General features: G+C 42.5%; 21 protein-coding genes. 14 read left to right on the forward strand and 7 right to left on the reverse strand.

All coding sequences use genetic code 11. The features are described from left to right. Positions 1–30 precede the first annotated feature (30 nt). Positions 31–195, reverse strand: coding sequence for a hypothetical protein (locus tag AC0VYT_RS09690; protein ID WP_005404413.1), 165 nt, complete (start codon positions 193–195; stop codon positions 31–33). 2 nt (positions 196–197) lie between these two features. Here AC0VYT_RS09690 and AC0VYT_RS09695 point away from each other — a divergent pair, with 2 nt between their 5' ends. The 3 genes from AC0VYT_RS09695 to ruvB are packed head-to-tail and all read left to right on the forward strand — an operon-like array spanning position 198 to position 3,177. Beyond that, positions 198–1,529, forward strand: a complete 1,332-nt coding sequence (locus AC0VYT_RS09695) for a deoxyguanosinetriphosphate triphosphohydrolase (RefSeq protein ID WP_005019325.1) — start codon at positions 198–200, stop codon at positions 1,527–1,529. Positions 1,530–1,549: 20 nt separating this feature from the next. Continuing rightward, complete coding sequence (ruvA, locus tag AC0VYT_RS09700) at positions 1,550–2,152, forward strand: Holliday junction branch migration protein RuvA (RefSeq protein WP_005019323.1); 603 nt, start codon at positions 1,550–1,552, stop codon at positions 2,150–2,152. A gap of 20 nt (positions 2,153–2,172) precedes the next feature. Then, positions 2,173–3,177, forward strand: a complete 1,005-nt coding sequence (gene ruvB / locus AC0VYT_RS09705; protein ID WP_005019321.1) for a Holliday junction branch migration DNA helicase RuvB — start codon at positions 2,173–2,175, stop codon at positions 3,175–3,177. 88 nt (positions 3,178–3,265) lie between these two features. Here the strand turns inward: ruvB and AC0VYT_RS09710 are convergent, their stop codons facing one another. The 3 genes from AC0VYT_RS09710 to AC0VYT_RS09720 are packed head-to-tail and all read right to left on the reverse strand — an operon-like array spanning position 3,266 to position 6,683. Further along, positions 3,266–4,810, reverse strand: a complete 1,545-nt coding sequence (locus tag AC0VYT_RS09710; RefSeq protein ID WP_005019320.1) for a flavin-containing monooxygenase — start codon at positions 4,808–4,810, stop codon at positions 3,266–3,268. A 13-nt stretch (positions 4,811–4,823) separates the two neighbouring features. Then, a complete protein-coding gene (locus AC0VYT_RS09715) occupies positions 4,824–5,657 on the reverse strand; it encodes an SDR family NAD(P)-dependent oxidoreductase (RefSeq protein WP_005019319.1) in 834 nt (277 codons plus the stop codon). A gap of 30 nt (positions 5,658–5,687) precedes the next feature. Next, positions 5,688–6,683: a metal-dependent hydrolase gene (locus AC0VYT_RS09720; protein WP_005019318.1), complete on the reverse strand. Its 996-nt coding sequence runs from the start codon at positions 6,681–6,683 to the stop codon at positions 5,688–5,690. Positions 6,684–7,202: 519 nt separating this feature from the next. On the opposite strand from AC0VYT_RS09720, the gene ybgC reads away from it, so the two are divergent. The 6 genes from ybgC to pal all read left to right on the forward strand — a co-directional run bounded on the left by ybgC (position 7,203) and on the right by pal (position 12,341). Then, entirely contained in the window at positions 7,203–7,610 is a 408-nt protein-coding gene (gene ybgC / locus AC0VYT_RS09725) for a tol-pal system-associated acyl-CoA thioesterase (protein WP_005019316.1), read from the forward strand. Between the two features lie 22 nt (positions 7,611–7,632). Then, positions 7,633–8,331, forward strand: coding sequence for a protein TolQ (tolQ, locus tag AC0VYT_RS09730; RefSeq protein WP_005019314.1), 699 nt, complete (start codon positions 7,633–7,635; stop codon positions 8,329–8,331). Beyond that, a complete protein-coding gene (gene tolR, locus AC0VYT_RS09735; protein ID WP_005019311.1) occupies positions 8,331–8,780 on the forward strand; it encodes a protein TolR in 450 nt (149 codons plus the stop codon). Before tolQ ends, tolR begins: the two co-directional genes overlap by 1 nt. Before the next feature lie 4 nt (positions 8,781–8,784). Continuing rightward, positions 8,785–10,167: a cell envelope integrity protein TolA gene (gene tolA, locus AC0VYT_RS09740; protein ID WP_005404411.1), complete on the forward strand. Its 1,383-nt coding sequence runs from the start codon at positions 8,785–8,787 to the stop codon at positions 10,165–10,167. A gap of 280 nt (positions 10,168–10,447) precedes the next feature. Then, entirely contained in the window at positions 10,448–11,731 is a 1,284-nt protein-coding gene (gene tolB, locus AC0VYT_RS09745; protein ID WP_005404410.1) for a Tol-Pal system beta propeller repeat protein TolB, read from the forward strand. A 37-nt stretch (positions 11,732–11,768) separates the two neighbouring features. Continuing rightward, positions 11,769–12,341: a peptidoglycan-associated lipoprotein Pal gene (pal, locus tag AC0VYT_RS09750; protein ID WP_005019302.1), complete on the forward strand. Its 573-nt coding sequence runs from the start codon at positions 11,769–11,771 to the stop codon at positions 12,339–12,341. A gap of 53 nt (positions 12,342–12,394) precedes the next feature. Here the strand turns inward: pal and AC0VYT_RS09755 are convergent, their stop codons facing one another. Beyond that, on the reverse strand, positions 12,395–12,583 hold the full coding sequence (locus AC0VYT_RS09755; RefSeq protein ID WP_005019301.1) for an NF038105 family protein: 189 nt from the start codon (positions 12,581–12,583) through the stop codon (positions 12,395–12,397). 173 nt (positions 12,584–12,756) lie between these two features. Between AC0VYT_RS09755 and AC0VYT_RS09760 the strand changes: the two genes are divergently transcribed. The 5 genes from AC0VYT_RS09760 to AC0VYT_RS09780 all read left to right on the forward strand — a co-directional run bounded on the left by AC0VYT_RS09760 (position 12,757) and on the right by AC0VYT_RS09780 (position 16,054). Then, positions 12,757–13,731, forward strand: coding sequence for a class 1 fructose-bisphosphatase (locus AC0VYT_RS09760; RefSeq protein ID WP_005019300.1), 975 nt, complete (start codon positions 12,757–12,759; stop codon positions 13,729–13,731). Between the two features lie 52 nt (positions 13,732–13,783). Further along, positions 13,784–14,560: a TrmH family RNA methyltransferase gene (locus tag AC0VYT_RS09765; protein WP_005019298.1), complete on the forward strand. Its 777-nt coding sequence runs from the start codon at positions 13,784–13,786 to the stop codon at positions 14,558–14,560. A 163-nt stretch (positions 14,561–14,723) separates the two neighbouring features. Next, positions 14,724–15,344: an RNA polymerase sigma factor gene (locus AC0VYT_RS09770; RefSeq protein WP_005405094.1), complete on the forward strand. Its 621-nt coding sequence runs from the start codon at positions 14,724–14,726 to the stop codon at positions 15,342–15,344. Beyond that, positions 15,337–15,657 carry a hypothetical protein gene (locus AC0VYT_RS09775; RefSeq protein WP_005019291.1) on the forward strand — a complete coding sequence of 107 codons (321 nt, stop codon included), beginning with the start codon at positions 15,337–15,339 and terminating at the stop codon, positions 15,655–15,657. The genes AC0VYT_RS09770 and AC0VYT_RS09775 overlap by 8 nt, the downstream gene beginning before the upstream one ends. Then, complete coding sequence (locus AC0VYT_RS09780; RefSeq protein WP_005019290.1) at positions 15,647–16,054, forward strand: DUF3106 domain-containing protein; 408 nt, start codon at positions 15,647–15,649, stop codon at positions 16,052–16,054. The genes AC0VYT_RS09775 and AC0VYT_RS09780 overlap by 11 nt, the downstream gene beginning before the upstream one ends. Positions 16,055–16,101: 47 nt before the next feature. Here the strand turns inward: AC0VYT_RS09780 and AC0VYT_RS09785 are convergent, their stop codons facing one another. Both AC0VYT_RS09785 and rbtA read right to left on the reverse strand, forming a co-directional pair. Beyond that, entirely contained in the window at positions 16,102–18,507 is a 2,406-nt protein-coding gene (locus AC0VYT_RS09785; RefSeq protein ID WP_005404407.1) for a CSLREA domain-containing protein, read from the reverse strand. Positions 18,508–18,520: 13 nt separating this feature from the next. Further along, on the reverse strand, positions 18,521–20,332 hold the full coding sequence (gene rbtA, locus AC0VYT_RS09790) for a rhombotarget A (RefSeq protein WP_005405093.1): 1,812 nt from the start codon (positions 20,330–20,332) through the stop codon (positions 18,521–18,523). Positions 20,333–20,334 lie beyond the last annotated feature (2 nt).

Below are 20,334 nucleotides of genomic sequence, written 5' to 3' on the forward strand. Positions count from 1 at the left end.
GGGTACTGCTTTTATGAATACTTTAGAGACTTAAGTTGAACGCAGTTTTAAATGACTGTTATGTCTGCCAGCCAAAAGGCCAAGCTCGGCTGAATATAAAACACCTGAGCCAAGCCCGACAATTACTGTCGCTTCTGGCTGGCGAATTATAGAATTTTTTGGCATGATCAGGTTTTGAATCAACTGAATAATCATAAATGGAACAAATGCGTTGGTTAGAGCTTCTCTCGGCGGTGCGTCTGGGAAGTAAAAAGAGTACTTCAGAACTGGCCCGTAGCCCTTTTCATAAAGATTATGACCGCATTATTTTTTCGCAAAGCTTTAGACAGTTAAACCGCAAGACCCAAGTGCACCCGCTTACCCAGCATGATGGTATCCATACTCGTCTGACCCACTCACTGGAGGTATCATGTATTGGCCGTTCAATGGGTATGCTTGCAGCTGAAAAAATCAAGGATGAGTTACCGGTATGGATTTCCCCAGCAGATGTAGGAGCCATTATTCAGGCTGCGTGTCTGGCCCATGATATTGGTAACCCGCCCTTTGGACATGCAGGTGAATATGCGATTCGGGAATGGTTTGATGATGCATCTCATAATGACTTGCTGAGAGAATTAACTCCTGAGCAGGAAGCCGACGTCCGTCAGTTTGAAGGTAATGCACAGGGACTGCGTCTGCTCACCCGAATTGATTATCATCCGAATGATGGTGGAATGCGCCTGACTTATGCGACTTTGGGTGCCTATTTAAAATATCCCTGGCTGTCTAAACGCATTGATGACCAGCCATCACACCAACGGGCCAAGTTCGGCTGCTATCAGTCTGAAAAAGAAATTTTAAAGCAGATTGCCGAACAGCTTGGACTGATTCAGCTCGGTGATTATCATTATTGCCGCCATCCACTTACTTATCTACTTGAAGCGGCGGACGATATCTGTTACGCCCTGATCGACCTGGAAGATGGCATTATTTTAAATATGCTGAGTTATGAAGAAGTCGAGCCGATTTTCCTGAATCTGATTGCAGATTATGGTCAGCCAGAAGAACTGAATTTTGAGAATACCACCTGGCAGCAAAAAATCGCGGCCTTACGTGGTCGGGCCATGAAACGTCTGGTAGACGAAGTAACTTCTGCTTTTGCACGCCATCATTTTGAAATTTTAACTGGCCAGCTTAAAGGCAGCTTGTTGCAGTATTGCCCCAAAGATATTTGTGAAGGTATAGAAACTGCCAAGAATATGGCCCGAAACAAGATTTTTGAGCACCGGCAGAAATCAGATCTAGAAATTATCGCGCATATGAGCTTGCAGCACATTCTGGATGCTTTTGTTCCTTTAACATTGCCACAAAAGTCTTTAAGCTTTAAAGAACGGCGTCTGATGACAATTTTGCAGGAGTTTGGGGCCAATTTTCAGACTGATCATTACCAGAATATTATGCAGGTACTGGATATTATCAGTAAGTTTTCAGACCATCAGGCATATGAACTGGCCCAAGCCTTACAGGGTCGCCGCACTACTTTTCTTTAATTCAGGAATATAAACTCAAAATGATCGGTTGTTTAATTGGTGAAGTATTTGCACTGGAAGCTCCTACCGTACTTTTAAATGTTAACGGTGTAGGTTATGAAATTGACACCCCGCTTTCTACATTTTGCCAATTACAAAAAGGCCAGAAAGTTACATTGTGGACTCATCTGGTAGTACGTGAAGATGCTCAACAACTTTACGGTTTTAGTAATGCTCAGGAAAAAACCATTTTCCGTACCTTACTCAAAGTTAATGGTGTTGGTCCGAAAATGGCTCTTGGTATTCTTTCTACCTTAAGTGTAGAACTGCTGGTGCATACGATTGAACATGATGACCTGAACACACTGGTTAAAATCCCTGGTGTTGGCAAGAAGACTGCCGAGCGTTTAATGATTGAATTGCGTGACCGTTTCAAAACACTGGCACAAGCAGCAACTACCAGTAGCACTGCCCTGCCGCAAATCCAGTTCATTGCCAACTCTCCGATTGCCGAAGCAGAAGCCGCTCTGCAGTCACTGGGCTATAAACCGCAAGAAGCACAAAAAGCTGTAGCTGCAGTAAAAGGTGACTTCAGTGAATCAGCCGATTTGATCCGTGCTGCACTTAAGTCAATGATGAAATAAATTAAGTAGATAACGAGCTCATGCAAGACCGACTTATTAGTGGTTCAGAAAAACCAGAAGATCATTTTGATCGTGCCATCCGCCCGACCTCACTGGATGACTATATTGGTCAGCCGGTAGTACGTGAGCAAATGGGAATCTTTATCGGCGCGGCGCGTGGTCGTGGTGAAGCACTAGACCATACCTTAATCTTTGGCCCGCCGGGATTGGGTAAGACTACCTTGGCTAATATTATTGCCCGGGAAATGGGTGGAAATCTCAAATCCACGTCAGGGCCGGTACTAGAACGCGCGGGTGATCTGGCAGCAATGCTGACCAACCTCGAAGAAGGTGATGTACTGTTTATCGATGAGATTCATCGACTTTCCCCGGTAATTGAAGAGATTCTGTATCCGGCGATGGAAGACTATCAACTGGATATCATGATTGGCGAAGGACCAGCTGCCCGTTCAATCAAGCTGGACCTGCCGCCTTTTACGCTGGTTGCCGCCACTACTCGTGCCGGATTACTGACTTCGCCCCTGCGTGACCGTTTTGGTATCGTACAGCGTCTGGAATTTTATTCAGTAGAAGACCTGACACATATTGTAACGCGCTCAGCCAGTCTCATGGATGTACCAATTACTCAAGAAGGTTCACGTGAGGTCGCACGCCGTGCCCGCGGAACACCCCGTATTGCCAATCGGCTGTTGCGTCGTGTTCGTGATTATGCTCAGGTAAAAGGTACTGGAGAAGTAACTCAGGAAATGGCGCAGCGCGCACTAGATATGCTGAATGTCGATAAAGATGGATTAGATACGTTGGATCGCCGGTATTTAAGCATGCTACTTGAACGATTTGACGGCGGGCCTGCCGGTGTAGAAGCTCTTGCTGCAGCAATGGCAGAAGATTCAGGGACATTAGAGGACGTGATTGAACCTTATCTGATTCAGCAAGGTTATGCCATGCGTACTGCGCGCGGCCGTATCGCGACCAATATGGCTTACTTGCAGTTCGGTATGACCCCACCAGAACCAAAACATTAAGAATAAGCTAAAAATAGAGAGACCCGGTGTGCTAAGCCGGGTTAATCATGGTTCCAAGATATGATCTTAAAAAATGCTCAGTTAGAGTTTATGCAGAGCGTTTAGTTTCTTGCATATTCTCTAAATATTCTATGTCATAATCATTTAAGTCCAGTCGGCTTAGCCGCTGCTTTAAAACTTTAAGCGACCATGGCCAGGCAGCAAAATTACGGCCATTCTGATCAAGATAGTAACTTTTACATCCACCACTATTAAATACAGTCTTACGCAGGTGTTTTTGCACCTGAATATTATGTTGATGAATCACATCAGACTTTATAGAGAGCTTACTGATTCCTTGTTTTTTCATCTGCAATAAGCCGTTTACGATATATTGTACCTGTGCCTCTGCCAGTCCTATAAATGAATCATAGACCAAAATATTTGGGCCTAGCATCAAGAAAGCATTAGGGACACTTTCAAGGCTGGTCCCCAAGTAGGCTTCCGGTGAGCTATTTTTCCATAAATCTGCCAGATACTGTCCTTTTTCATTAATCACGCGCTGACCAATCGGCGGATGAGATACTTCAAATCCTGTACCCCAGATAATGACATCTACCTCGTGGCTTTCTCCATTTGCTGCAATCACTTTATTGCCCTCTACCCGAACCAGTCCGTGTGGAATTAGCCGGGTATTCGGCTGTATTAAAGCGGGATAATAATTATTGGCAAACAGAATACGTTTACAGCCAATCAAAAATTGAGGGGTAACATTTTGACGTAATACTGCATCTTTAATTTGAAGTTTAAGCAGCTGTTTAGCTCCACTGTTGACTGGTTTTAAGAATACAGGATGACGTAACCCAAAATTAATCAGGTTAAGAGAACCCGCTACAGCCTGACGCCATCTCTGCTGAATGACTGGGGCCCTGGCAAGCAAGGTCTTGGTATATTTTCCTAAGGGTAAATCAGGTTTTGGCAAGACCCAAGGTGCGGTACGCTGGAACACGAAAAGTTCCTTGGCTAAGGGCTGGATCTGCGGGATAAACTGAATTGCTGAGGCACCTGTTCCAATAACCGCGATGCGCTTGTCTGTTAAATCATATTCATGATTCCATTTTGCTGAATGAAACATCTTTCCTGTAAAGGTTTCTAGTCCTTCAAGCTTGGGAATTTGCGGCTCAGTAATAGGGCCTGTAGCAAAAATTACAGTTCTAGCTCGATAAACCCTCTCATGAGTTTCCAGTATCCATCTTTGCTGGTCTTCATGCCAGCTGGCCTTGACCAGCTCCTGATTAAATTCAATTTTTGACAGAATATTATATTTTTCACTTACATTTTTCAGATAAGCAAATATTTCAGGCTGTTTGGCAAATAAATGGCTCCAGCGAGTACTCGGCGCAAATGAATAGGAATACAGTGCCGAAGGAACATCACAGCCACAGCCCGGATAAGTATTTTCCCGCCAGGTCCCCCCTACGGTATTTGCCTTTTCAATTATTTTAAAATGATTCAACCCTGCTTCATTTAACTTGATAGCAGCTGCAATACCTGAAATACCAGCTCCGATAATAAAAGTATCATATAACTGGTTATCATTTTTAGCAGACTGCTTCTTATGGGCGCGCTGTTTGGTTTTAACTTCAGTCATCATTATATTTATACTCTCAAGTTTTTATAAACTGATAAGACAGGCCAAGAAACTTGGCATACAGACTTGGAGAAGTTCGTTTCATCAGCCAGAACAGTTTGGCATCAAGTTGTGGTGTGGTATAAAGCTGTTCTTTATCCAGACGGTCTAAACTCAATTTGGCGACTTTATCACTGGTCGTAAATGCATAATTCATCAAGGCATGATCAGCAAGTTTTGAGTACTGGCCTGGAATACGACCGTTCTTGATAATATTGGTAGGGACCAGAGTTGGACAGACCACATTTACTTGAATCTTGAACTTTTTCAGCTCAGATGACAAAGTTTCAGAGAGGGCTAATACCCCTGCTTTACTGACGTTATATACACTCATCTCTGGAGCGGCTGTATAAGAGGCTGCTGAGGCCACATTGATAATAGCGCCATACCCCAGCTTTTTAAATTTTGGCACAAAAGCATGGCAGCCATGGATAACACCCCATAGATTTACCTGCATACACCATTTCCAGTCATCAAGTGATACTTCGTCAAACTTGCCACCCAGCCCAACGCCAGCATTATTGATTAAAAGTGTAACCGGGTGTCCTAAAAGCTGCTCAGCCTGTTCAGCAACACTGTTTACCTGTTCAGCATTTCCTACGTCACACTGTAATGCAAATGCTTTCGCACCAGTTGCCTTAATCTGATCAACAGTATCCTGTGCGGCTGCCAGGTTAAGGTCTACACAGACTACTGCACCTCCACGTTTAGCCAGCTCATATGCAAAACTCCGTCCAATACCGCTACCGGCACCGGTAACTACCGCATAGGCATTCTGGCTTGATTTACTTCTATTACCTGATAATTTCATGCTGAATCCAATATTCGATATTCAAGATTTTTAAGCTGCAGCTGTACGCAGAGGTGGCACAAACTCTTTAATAAAGTATGGCGTTAACAGCCCTTTCTCCGGATCAAGCAAATATTTTTTGTAGAATTCCAGATACTCAGTAGTGTCATGGTCATTCGGGTGAAAATCACGGCGCAGATAATCGAATACATGATGCCAGTTACTACCGAAGACGCCATATTTCCGCCCGACCAGCAGTTTTAAACTATCTTTGACATCGTTGTAATAACGTCGGCTGATGAGATAACGTGGTGAACGCAGATAAGGGAGCATGATGCCACCTAATGACACCAGCCCCAGAATAGTAACCAATGCCAGTACAAAACCAGAAACTCTTAACCAGTAATTACCTGATAGAACCTGATAAACGTCATAAGCAATATCTTTATGTTCAGACTCCTCAAGCATATGCCACATCCATAGCGCCATAGTCTTATTATCTTCAGTACGAGTTAGCGGATTGTCCATCATGGCCATAATCGAAGAATCCGTATTAACCATCATATGCTGGGCTATAACCGCGGTGAAATGTTCAATAGCCGCCATAAGTGATAATTTCATTGGCTGAGGAAAGCGCAGAAAGATATGGTCAAAGACTTTGTCTGCCAAAAAACGGTACAGAGTGACAGGGAAACGGTTATCTTTTAAGATTTCATTCCATTCCTCGTGAATTTTTGAATGGATGGCCTCCTGTCCAATTAGACTGGTAACTCTCTGTTTTAAAACCGGATCAATTACGAGATCACGATGAAAACGAGCAGTTTCAATAACCAGATCTTCACCATACGTCAGAAAAATCGAGAGCGCCTGCCAGTACGCACTGCCTAAAACAGTCTGAAAATAGAACTTGCTATCCAGCTCATCTTTATCAAATTTAAAATCAAAATGTCGAATAGGTATATTCAGACTCGCTACATTATGCTGCTTACATGCAGTTTCATTCCCGCTACGGGTGAGAAAGATTTTACGTACAACTTGCGTGAGCATTGCACACCTCTTATCCAATTTATTTTTCTACATGTGAAATTTGGCTAAATACATCTTTAGAACTTATGGAAATATCCCTTAGCAGGTTCATCTATACTTCTTTAGCCAAGTGTCACGATTTTTATAGTCAGGTTGCGGTATAGGCAGTTTTTATACAATTGGCAAAGTGCTCGTATGCACTGAACCTTTTTGCCAATAAATTGGTTTCTTGTATTTGCATGCTCTCTACAGGATTGTCAGCTTGTGCCATTTGAGTTCAGAACGTCTATGCTAAAATCCGGGCCTGAGTCAGGGTGGTATTTTGGTAGGACTTTCAATTTAAAGCTTTCTTTCAGCCAGAAGTAAAATAGCAATTTCTTTATATCAGACGTAATGAATTACATGTTTTGGTTCAAGTTTTCTTGTATTGAAATAAGTTCAAGTCTGGTCAAGAAAGAAATATCAAGTATTACCCTAAGTAAAGCAAAACCAGATATTTAGTTTTTAAATATCTAAAAGTATTTTAGACGGATGCGATCTATGGCAAATCATTTCGAGTTTCAGATTCGGGTATATATTGAAGATACAGATGCAGGCGGTATCGTTTATCACGCCAATCATATCCGTTATATGGAACGCACCCGTACGGAATGGCTGCGCGCTGCTGGCGTTGATCATTACTGGCACCAGAAGGATTATAACTTTGTCGTACATAAGATTAACGTAAAATACATGCGTCCAATTCTCATGGATGACCTGATCACTGTTACAGCACGTGTTATTTCGTGTAAAGCTGCATCATTTGTGTTGCAACAGAATATTTATCGTGGTGAAATCTTGCTGGCTTCGGGTGAAGTCGAACTGGCTTGCTTGAATGACAAAATGATGCCGCGCAAGCTGCCAGAGCAAATCCGCGATCTCATCCGTAAAGAACTGGAACAAGACTAGCAAAATCACTGGCAACTTCTCTATGGCAACACAACTTGAATCAACCCTGCATATCTCCGATTTAATTCTGCAAGCAAGTCCTGTGGTTCAGCTGGTTATGCTGATTCTACTACTCGCTTCAATCTATAGCTGGTACCTGATTGCCAAGTTGTATATGAGTCATAAGAAAGCCCAAAAAGATGATGAACATTTCCAGAAAATGTTCTGGTCTGGTGCCGAGCTGAATACGCTATATAATAACGCCCAGCTCAACTCAAAACGCTCAGGCCTGGAGGATATTTTTTATCAGGGACTGGGCGAATTTTTTAAATTGAATAAACGACATGCCTCAACGACACAGTCGATTGAGGGAACCGAACGTATTTTGCGTGTAGGTCTGAGCCGTGACCAAGGTAATCTTGAGCAGGGGCTGGGAGCATTGGCCAGCATTGGTTCAGTTGCCCCTTATATCGGTCTTTTCGGTACAGTATGGGGCATTATGAATGCCTTCATTGGTCTTGCTGCTGTTGACCAGGTAACACTCGCTACTGTCGCACCAGGTATTGCCGAAGCACTTATTGCAACTGCTATTGGCTTGTTTGCAGCTATTCCTGCTGTCTTGGCTTTTAACCACTTTACAGCTAAAGGTGAAGCACTTTACTCAGACCGTGCCCTGTTCGCCGAAGAAATGGTAGCCTTGCTACAACGTCAGTCTGTGGGTCCTGCACAGGAAGCTGAATAATGGCTATTCAACGTTCCGGACGCTTTGAGCGGATCAAGAAACCTTTAAAAAGTGATATGAATGTCGTGCCCTATATCGACGTCATGCTGGTACTGCTGGTGATCTTCATGGTAACTGCTCCAATGATTACCAGTGGCATTAATGTAGATTTACCACAAGCTAATGGTAATCCGATTGAATCTAAAGATGCACCTGCCATGGTTACCCTAGATAAAGATGGCCATTACTATCTAGAATACGAACAGCATAAGGCAGAGCCTCTAGAGCTATCTCAGCTGACTCAGATTTTAACTGAAGCCCAGACTCAGGCTGAGGCAGACAACAAACAGCTCAATGTGGTGATCCGTGGACATAATACCCGCCCTTACGGTGATGTCATAGCCTTGATGTCCAGTCTTCAGGAAGCCGGTTTAACTCAAGTGGGTTTACTGACCGAACCATTAAAGTAATTTTATGAAAGATTTTAAAAAGCCTCCTTTTAAACAAAAAGCAGTAGCAATTGGATTTACGCTAGGCGTACATCTGGTGGCTGTGGTCGGCTTGCTTTATTTGGGTATGAGTACACCGCCTGAAGCTCCTAAACAAATTAAAACTGTACTTATTAAACCTGAGGATCTTCCCCCGCCTGAACCTGTTCCTCTAGAACAGACGGATACTGTAGAGACCGTACATGAAAATCAGGCAGCCGCAATTACGCAAACTGCCGAGCCAAGTATAGAACCAGCTCCTGTTATTCCAGTTCCTGCTACAACATCTGCTTCACTACAGGCAACTGAAGCTGCAAAACGTGCAGAAGAAAAGGCGAAAGCAGCAGAGGCAGAAAAATTAAAAGCTCAAGCAGACGCAAAAGCAAAAACAGATGCCGCGTCACGAGCTAAAGCTGAAGCATTGGCTAAACAAAAGACCGAAGCTGCTGAAAAAGCCAAAGCTGATGCACAAGCAAAAGTTGACGCTGCTGAAAAAGCTAAAGCCGATGCACAAGCAAAAGTTGACGCTGCTGAAAAAGCTAAAGCCGATGCACAGGCTAAAGCAAGGGCTGATGCTGCTGAAAAAGCCAAAGCCAATGCGCAGGCCAAAGCAAAAGCGGATGCTGCTGCAAAAGCCAAAGCCGATGCGCAGGCCAAAGTAAAAGCCGACGCTGCTGCAAAAGCCAAAGCCGATGCGCAGGCCAAAGTAAAAGCCGACGCTGCTGCAAAAGCCAAAGCCGATGCGCAGGCCAAAGTAAAAGCCGACGCTGCTGCAAAAGCCAAAGCCGATGCGCAGGCCAAAGCCAAAGCGGATGCTGCTACAAAAGCAAAAGTCGATGCGCAGGCTAAAGCAAGGGCTGATGCTGCTACAAAAGCCAAAGCTGATGCGCAGGCCAAAGCCAAAGCCGATGCGCAGGCTAAAGCAAAAGCTGACGCTGCTGCAAAAGCCAAAGCCGATGCACAGGCCAAAGCCAAAGCGGATGCTGCTGAAAAAGCCAAAGCCGATGCCGATGCCAGAGACCGGGCTGAGGCTGAAGCAAAAGCATCAGCTGCAAAAAAAGCAGCTGAAGAAGCGGCTGATAAAAAAGCTGAAGCTAAAAAAATTGCTTCATCTGCCAAACGTGATTTTGAAAATAAAATTAAACGTGCTTGGGATATACCTAGTGGCTCTTCTGGTAACAAGGCAACAGCACGTGTAACTTTAAGTGATAGTGGAGCTGTTCTCTCAGTGGTAGTGAATTCAAGTGACCCAGATATGAAAGCCAGTGTAGAAGCTGCGGTAAGAGCAGCCGCTCCTTATCCAATGCCATCTGATGCCGATGCACGACGTGAAGCACGTACCTTTACCTCTACATTTACTGCTAAATAAAAAACCACCCTCTTTTGAGGGTGTTTAAGTAAATTGACCGAGTTTTATTTTATATCGATAGGACTGGGTTATTTTTATTTTAATATCAATATATTAATTTTACTCTTTATAATTTTCTGAATCCTACAACTTGGGGTGTCAATTTCTTCAGTTATAAGATGGTTCTGACTTCTCACGAGATAGTCATATTTACATGCTTTAAATAGATTTAAATTATGTCATCATGTTACAAATTAGTATTCCCATACCCCAGAATCATGGAATTGAGCGCCCTGCGATTATGAATATGACGCGTAAAACTCTTTTAGCCCTTGCCTTAACAGCTGTTTTTAGTCCGGCCATCACCACTACAGCTTTTGCCCAGTTACACCTTGAAATTGCAAAGGCTCCTGAAGAAGCTCCAAAAATAGCAATTGCACCCTTTGCAAATGATCAGTCTATTTATCCAATAGTTGAAAGTGACTTGAATCGTTCAGGGCGCTTTACCAGTTCATCAAAAAATCTTCCGGCTAGCGCTGCACTCAATAATATTAATGCGCAAAGCTGGCAAGCAGCTAAAATCCCTTATGTAGTGACAGGTAGTATCAAGTCTGTTGCAGGTGATTCGTATGAAGTGCATTACCAGCTTTATGATGTCGAGAAGCAGACCTATCTGTTAAATGAACTTTTAACTGTACCCGCTTCACGTATACGTCAAGCTGGCCATATGATCAGTGATGCAATCTATCAGGCACTGACAGGTATTCCTGGTGATTTTAGTGGCCGTATTGCTTATGTACTGCGCAATCCGGCAACCCCAGAACAGCGTTATACCTTACAGATCGCTGACACTGATGGTGAACAGCCGCGTACTGTCCTTTCTTCACGTGACCCGATTCTGTCTCCAGCCTGGACACCAGATGCAAAAAAACTGGCTTATGTCTCGTTTGAAACCAAGCGCCCTGCGATTTACGTGCAAGATCTGGCTACTGGGCAACGTGAAGTACTGGCCAGTTTCCGTGGTCTTAATGGTGCACCAAGTTTCTCTCCAGACGGACAGTCTATGCTCTTCACAGCGTCCATGCATGGAAACCCTGAAGTTTACCAGATGGATTTGACTACCCGTCAGCTTAAACGTATGACTAATAATTCTGCCATCGATACAGAAGCCCGATATGCACCAGACGGTAAATCTTTTATTTTTACTTCCGATCGTGGCGGTTCAGCACAGATTTACCGTTATAGCTTTGCAGATGGCTCAGTCAAGCGGTTGACTTTTAAAGGTGCATTTAATGCGCGCGGCACCTTAAGTGCAGATGGTAAAAAAGTCGCACTGGTACACCGCCCAGCCGGAAGTAACTATAAAGTTGCCATTCAGGATATTGCTACTGGCATTACCAACATTCTTACCCCAACCAGTCTGGATGAATCTCCAAGTTTTTCTCCAAATGGCCAGATGGTCGTTTATGCTACCCGTGAAGGTAACCGGGGATTACTGGCAATTATGTCAACTGATGGGCGCTTCCGAATGAATCTGCCAAGTGAACAAGGCGAAGTTCGTGAGCCTGCTTGGACTCCCAAATAATTTAACTGGCTATAACAATTTTTTCATGGAGATTAAGATGAACGCAGTAAAATATTTAACTCTTCCCTTACTGGCTGCCAGCCTAGTTATTACTGGTTGTGCCAACCGTAAACCTACTTCAGATGTTACGACCACTACCACTCCAACTACAGCGGGTACGAGTGTTAACACAACCGGTCTAAGTGAAGACGCGGCACTAAATGCACAGAATATGGCTGGTGCTTCAGCTAAAGGTGTTACAGCAGCGAATCGTGCTTATTTAGCAAAACGTGTTGTATACTTTGACTATGATAGCAGTGATCTGAGCAATGAGGATTATCAAACTCTACAGGCTCATGCCCAGTTCCTGATGGCAAATGCCAATTCAAAAGTTGCTTTAACTGGCCATACCGATGAACGTGGTACACGTGAATACAATATGGCATTGGGTGAACGTCGTGCCAAAGCAGTACAAAGCTATTTAGTGACAAATGGTGTAAACCCCAATCAGCTTGAAGCTGTGAGCTATGGTAAAGAGATGCCAATTAATCCTGGCCATGATGAAGCAGCCTGGAAAGAAAACCGTCGTGTAGAAATCAACTACGAAGCTGTACCGCCATTACTTAAATAATTAAACGCTCAAATTTCCAAGAGCAAAGCGCACAACATCTGTTGGGCGCTTTTTTAATTCTCCGACTTTTTATCTTCTTCATTTTTTTGCATGGCTTCAATCATGTCATGCTTATTAAATTCTTTGTATTCAGGTTTCGCTTCATAACTTTCCCAAGCTTCTTTCACTTTTTCAGTTGAGATATTATCCAGCTTAATTGGCTCATTTGGAGTTGGAGTCGCATCAAAATGTTTGGTCGTCATAGATTTACTTCCTTTTTTATGAACATAATTCAACATAGCATGTTCGTGTAGAGTTGCAAGCGCAAAAACAACACATCTCATCACGCAATAAAATTGTTAATTACATTGGTTCTCCTCTAAAATAGCCCAGTTCTTTTTATACATCTATTTTCTCTTTGCTGGAGCTTTTTGGTATGACCAATTACACCTTGTCCCAATATTTACAACAACAAACTGGGAATTTAACGCCTGAGCTGGCTCAAGTTATCAGCACTATTGCCGATACCTGTAAAGTAATAGATCAGACTTTACAAAAGGGTGCACTTGCAGGTGTTTTGGGCAGCGCAGAGCATGAAAATGTACAAGGTGAAACCCAGAAAAAACTTGATGTTATTTCTAATGACTATTTGATTGATGCATTAAAAGTACATCCCCAAGTAGGCGGGCTGGCTTCAGAAGAGCTTGATGAATTTACGCCTGCTCAGGAAAATGGTCAATATCTGGTATTATTTGACCCGTTAGATGGTTCAAGCAATATTGATATCAATATGTGTGTAGGAACTATTTTTTCAATTTTACCTGCAAAAAACCATGTAACTCAGGCTGCTGACTTCATGCAGGCAGGGACTCAGCAGGTTGCTGCCGGTTATGTTCTATATGGTCCTTCCACAATGCTGGTACTGACTGTAGGTGCAGGCGTTGTATTCTTCACCTTTAATCCAGACAGCCAGGAATTTGTTTTAACCGCAGAGAATATTCAGGTCGCAGCTGATACCCAGGAATTTGCTATCAATGCCTCAAATCAGCGCCACTGGGAAGAACCAGTTAAGCGTTATATTGATGAACTGCTGGCTGGAAAAACTTCTACACGTGCTAAAGACTTTAATATGCGCTGGGTTGCCTGTATGGTTGGCGATATTCATCGTATTCTCTGCCGTAGCGGAATTTTCCTTTATCCATATGATTTAAAAGATCCTAAAAAAGCGGGCCGTTTACGTCTGATGTATGAAGCAAATCCAATGAGTATGCTTATTGAGCAGGCTGGTGGTGCTTCAACTACAGGTCGCGTACGCATTTTAGAAATTGAGCCGACCGATCTGCATCAGCGCGTGCCAGTGATTATTGGTTCCAAAAATGAAGTTGAGCTGGTTACAGGCTATCACCAATAATTTATTTATACAGAGATGGGTTTAACTACTCATCTCTGTGGATTCTTTACTTATGTCAATTATTTTTCTTGAATCTAAAGACAACCCTAAAATCAAACATTTACGGGGACTTATTGAACAGAACAGTTACCGTAAAAAACAGCGGCAAACTATTCTTGAAGGAACCCATCTCTGTCTGAGCTGGCTCCAGGAAAATAAAAAAATCCATTCACTGTTCAGTACTGAACAAGCATTAAATCACCCAGACTTTGAACAGATCCTTGAATATTATCAGGGTCATGTATTTGTCTTGAGTGAAGCACTTTATCGTGATTTAAGTACCTTGGGTACAAGTTTGGCCTGTCTCGCAATTATTGATCTGCCGACGAATACCCAACCCCTGCAATATCATCTTGATACACTTATTTTAGAGAATGTACAGGACCCAGGAAATGTAGGCACATTATTGCGTTCTGCTGCCGCCGCTAATATTCAGCAGGTTGTATGTACCCAAGGCTCAGCTTCACTCTGGTCACCACGAGTACTGCGTGCTGGTATGGGAGCTCATTTTTCTTTAAATATTTATGAAAATGTCCAGCTTGAAGACATACTGGAGAAGTTTGAAATTCCTGTATTCGTAACCAGTTCACATCAGTCTGAAAGTATCTATCAGCAGGACCTCACACAACCTTGTGCATGGATTTTAGGAAATGAGGGACAGGGTGCGTCAGCATATGCGTTACAGCATGCAAAAGCTGTCGTGATTCCCCAACCAGGTGGTCAAGAATCATTGAACGTGGCAGTTGCAGGCTCTATCTGTTTTTTTGAAATGGTTCGCCAGCGGCTCTAAAAGGTTAAATTATTTTAATAAAGGGCTAATTGTGGTTAAAAATCCTTTAAACTCTTAAAAAATAATTATCTACTATGTCAACCCAAACATTATTTTTGACGTTATTTAAGTGATGACCAACAAAATAATGAGTGGGTGTCCAATGACGGGATTTTCCATCTCTATGGATTTAGTACCGAAACAGCCTGATGCAGAACATCTCAGCAGTACGCATGCCAGTACGGCTGAGCAGCGTCTGAAGTTTTTTATGCAGGATGTGACGGGTCGTGCTCTGGTCATGATGGAAAGTGCAACACACGGGCAACAAGGCATAGCTATGGATCTGGTACAGGAAGCATTTATTTCCCTACATAAATCCTATCGTGATAAAAGTACTGAAGAATGGTACCCCCTGTTCTATACAATTTTAAATAACAAATTACAGGACTGGCGTCGTAAGGAAGCACGCCGTGCCCAACCTTTTTCATTTTTTAGAAAAGTCAGTCTGGATTCAGATGAAGAAGAAATGATGGATATCGTGGATGAATCGAGTCCAAACCCTTCTGATTTTCTGGATCAAGCGGTTACTGCAGAAGAAATACAGGCCGCTGTTTCAAAACTTCCAGTTCGACAGCAACAGGCTTTTATGTTGCGGGCGTGGGAAGGTTTTGATACCCAAACTACTGCGGAAATTATGGATTGTACCGAGGGTAGTGTAAAAACTCATTACCATCGGGCAATTCAGGGATTAAGAACAGCTTTAGCGCATTTAAATCCACATATGGGAGGATCATCAGATGAATAAAGATGATTTCACAAAAAAAGTGACTTCCAAGCTTGATACACTGGCTACTCATCATAAGGCTAAACCTGTAGTGATGAATCATGTACTCGAAACCATACAGGATCGTCCATCACCACATTACAGCATGTGGCGGATGACAGGTTTTGCTCTTGCTACAGCCATTACTGGTTTTGTCATATTACCCAACTCTATGGAAATGACAGAGCAGCCACAAAATCAGGTTGCTGTTACTCCAAAACTTTCACCCCAAATGGTGGAAGATTTGGAAATGTTACTGGTTTTAGGTGAGGATAGGGTCGGTCATGGCAGCTAAGAAACTGGCTTTAGCTTTATGTACCTTAAGCTTTTTACAAACCAGCTTTGCAGGGTTCGAACGTTTCTGGATTTTTTCTAAAGATGCCGGGACCCAGATTAATGAAACTTGGGACACCTTATCAGATGAAGAACAGCGCGCCCTGATTAAACGTTATCAGACTTTAAAAGAATTACCTGAAGAACAAAGTGTCGCTCTACAACAACGCATGGACTGGTTTACCCAGCTGCCAGAGCAGGAAAAACAGAAAATGCGTGAAACTTGGCAACAGATGAGCAGTCACGAACGGCATGATCTGAGACAAAGAATGCAAAAAGCAGCTACCTCAGAGCAACGTGCATCAATCCGCCAAGAATATATGAATAAATACATGCCTGCTGCACTTAAGGCAAACTAGATAAAAATCAATCAATTCAATAAAAAAGCCTCTTACGAGGCTTTTTTTTAAACGTTACGGCGAAACCGATACATGCTTAAAGCTAATAGGCTTAATATTCCCCATATTCCAAAGCTTCCTCCTCCACCGGCGGTATTAGTATTCTTAGCTGTATTTTCTAGCAAGATAGTTGCCGTATTAGATTCCTCACCTTCAGCATCAAAAATATTATATTCAAACCGATAGTTAAACTGGCTGAAATTATTTTTGGCCTGGATATGGATCTGTCCACCATAGCAGGTCTCTCGAATATAATTACCCGGACATGGACCGGTACGGTCTGCACTGACCGTTACACCTGGAGGAATAACGCTAAAACGTATAGGTAATTCCTGTCCGTCTGCACCATGAAAGAAGGCTGGTTTATTTGTATTGAGCTTTAATTGTGATGTAGGACCATCACCATCATCACTGTCATTTTCTAGCGGATTAATACTGACTTTTAAGTCTGAGCCATACTGTAATGTATAGGTATCATCTTTTGCAATTGGAGCAATATTAATAAAATCTGCTTTAACAAGTCCTGTTGAAGACTCACCCGTTTTTGCCTTGATGGTGTAAGCACAATAAGCGCTACCGGTATTAGCAGATAACTGGTCATCTGTCCGATAAATCATAATACGCTTTAACTCAGGCACCCATTCACAAAACAGATGTTCATCTTGCTGTCCATTAAACTTAAAATCTGCACCACTACCAGAAACTGAACCTACACCGTATTTATGCGTTTCGATACTATACTGATCTGTACTGAGTTCTTTTGGACGCAATTCAAGCTTGCCATTTTCGTTGAGAAATTCTTCTTCACTTGGTAAAGCCAGCGTAAAAGGATCAATGTAAATGGTACGATACTTCTGTTTCAACTTGATATTGGCAATTAGACGTTCTAATTCGCTCAACTCTTTTTGATAAATAGCCTGCTCTTCAGTATCTTCTATTTCTTTTATGCCCTCTTTCAAGTTATCAGCTTCTTTTTGATAGGTATCTAGAACTTGTACAATAGACAGATTCTTTAAATCTGTAATATCAGCTGCTGTTAGGCGCATGCGCTCTACAGAACCGATTTCACAAGTATTTTTCATCTCAGGATTTAAAGTTAAAGTACCATTTGTAATCCGGGCCAGTCCGCGCTGGTCAAGTGTACTGCAATCCTGTGTTGCGCCTGTGTTCACCAGATCTGAAGCATTCTGATTGTCCTTAGGGTAATAGAGCGGTAGATAGAGATTGTATTTTGAGGGTTGCTGATAATCAGATAGAACGCTTTGACGTGAGATATTGCTCAGGTCTACCGTTGTCTGTGTTTTTAATAGTTCTTCAGGCAATACACATTGACCTTCCACATTGCCAAGTTGTAGTGCATTGTATGCCAGAGTTAGCCCCAATGTCTTATTCTGGCTATTACTGTCTTTACGGACAAAGTCACAGGATTTGCCTGTATTGAAAGCTAAAATATTAAAGGCTAAAGTCTTGGTACTGTTTTCATCAAAATAAAACGTACTATTGGCCTGATTTTCTACAATTGTATTACTGATTAAAGCGAGAGATGAGGCGGAGTATAATGGACGGCCTAGCTCAGATACCGCACGAATAATATGGCCATCTACCAGATTTGCTTTATTCCGGGCAATAGTATTGGCACTTAAGGAAACACGTGTTAAGCCGCATAACTCAATAGTACTGCGGTCATTTATCGTACCATTTTGAACCAAGCTACTACGCTCTACACTGATAGCAGGCTGGGTACCCAACAGATTTGCTGAACAGTCCATGGCAAAAGCACTTCCAATTTTTGCCTGATTTCCTTGAATTAGGGTGTTTACTAAAGTCATCTGTTTTTCTAGGTTTTGTGCAATGATATAAACAGCACCACCTGCTTTATCCGACTTAGAGTCTTTAATAGCCGTATTTGTCATATTTAGTGGGCCAGCTATGAGTAATGCTCCTCCTTCAGCAGAGGAATAACCATTTTTCAGTTCAATATTTTCAAGAAAGATACTGGCTTGGGTTTCTGAAGTATTGAAAATTCGAGAAGTATGATTTCCGTTGATAACTGTTCTTATAGGCCCACGTGCCGGATACTGGTGTGTTAAAGGATCTTTTGTCTTGTAATCGAACGGTGTTTCTCCATAAATCTTAACCGCACTTTCTGGCCGTAACTCTCTCTTAAGTATATATTCTCCGGCTTGCAATTGAATTCTGTCTAGCTGACCAGTTCCAGTATTTCCTGCTGTACACCCGCCATATGCAATATTTTTACGAGCTGCAACCAGGGCTTCACGTAACGAACACTTATTCAGGTTTTCGCCATCTTCATCTTCAAACGTATTGACATAAATAGTCTTGTCTTCTGCAGCCATCAAAGTCATGGCCGTCAGTATCATCAGGCTCAATAGCCCCTTTTTATAAATTTTCATTACTTGGCCCTAATTATTTTGTATACCGACGTAGCCCGACTAATCCTAAAAGTGTAAATAAACTGAACATTCCGAGTGCCCCACCGGAAGTTTTAATTTTGTCACTTTCCATGTGGTTTTCAGGTTCTTGTCTGACCTGTACATTAATTTCCATATAAGGAATATTCTGGTTAAAGCGCGTGGAAGTAGTCACTAGACGGATCTTAAAAATATCAGTTCCATGCCAGCCACCATTCGGGGTATAGACCAGATTACCTTCCTCATCAAGCTTTAATGACCCCTTAGATTGAGTCACTGTTTGTACAACTTGTATACAGCCAGCCTGCCATGCTTCTCCAGATGGATGAGGGCCTAAAATTGCGTTACATTGTTCTTTAGGAATCAGGTCGCTATCTCCAAGTAAATCGGCAACCGACATTTTGGCCTGACCACCAGTCCGTATATCTTCACCCACCAAACTTACTGTCGTTGGGACAATAATTTCAATTGCTCCACGATCGCAAAATATATTATTTGAATCTCGCGCCTGTTTGCGCTGGTCAGCAGCTTCGCAGCCCACTATTTTGATGTCAGGATTAAATGAATTTTTACCTTTATTGACTATAGGTGAATCCGCCAGACTGTTATAACTTAGCAGGATACGGGGACGAAAATATCCCAAGAATGTATCTTTAGGCTGACTATAGGGACATAACAGGCTATTAGGGTCCTGTGACATACTCTTGCATGCGCCTTGCAAGGTCTCTCCCGCAATCAGCTGTGTACCGGACCAGTATTCATTAGGATAATAGGTAGCACCTAATCCACATTCCTGACTAACCAGATTGTTCTGTAGAATGCTTTGGTCATTTTCAGCAAAAGTACAGTTAGCCTGCTGACCACCAGGATAAGGATTTCCTAAAATGATACTGTTGGCCAAGTATCCTTTACCTAAAGGTGCATCGAATAAAATACCAGCCTGATTACCGACAATGGTCAGATTATTTAACCCGATCCCGTCACGCAAGTTAATAATATGGCCCTGATTTTTTAAAAAAGTACTACTATTTACCCAAGCCCTAGCTTGAGGAAAATCAGTAATCTTATTTTCTTCTAGACTGCTGGCCGAATAAATATTACTGGAACCTGTTTGAGTTGTATTATTTTCACGAAATACTGAATTTGAAATCCGGAACTCAGGAGCATGGGTATATAAAATAGCACCTGCCAGAGCTTTATTGTTTTCAATAAGGCTTGATTTTATTTCAACTATACTGGCAGCAGTTTCAGCCTCTGGCTGGCCCATATTATATATTGCTCCGCCTTGGGCTGCTGATCCATTATATAAACGGGTGTATTCCAAAGTCAGATATTCATTATTATAAATTAGCCCTCCCTGTTCGGCACATTGACTGGCCCCACATCCCTGCAAAGTAATTTCTCTTAGACTGACTGTCGCTAAAGTTTTTTTACTGTCATCAATGCGGAAAATATTATCAGTACCCAGCATCTGAATTGTGGCGTTATTTAAACCGGGTACATCCTTATCATTAACATCGGTGGTATAACTGGTTCTGATCGACAGGTCAGCCTTGATGTTAATATGATTGCTGAGTTTATAGACTGCTTTTTTTTCAAGCAAAATCGTAGAAGTAGATGATTTCCCACCACATCCATTATAGCCAGCTTCAGGTAAACCCAGATTGATATATTCAATTGCTTCCCGAAGCGAGCATTGTTTATCATTTGCAGAGGATATATCTTCAGTTGTTGTTACCACAATGTCAGCACTATAGGCCTGCCCCGCAATGCATAACATAGCTATGCCTATGCTCTGTTTGAGCATAT

This window comes from Acinetobacter sp. QJM3NY_42 (assembly GCF_056173745.1).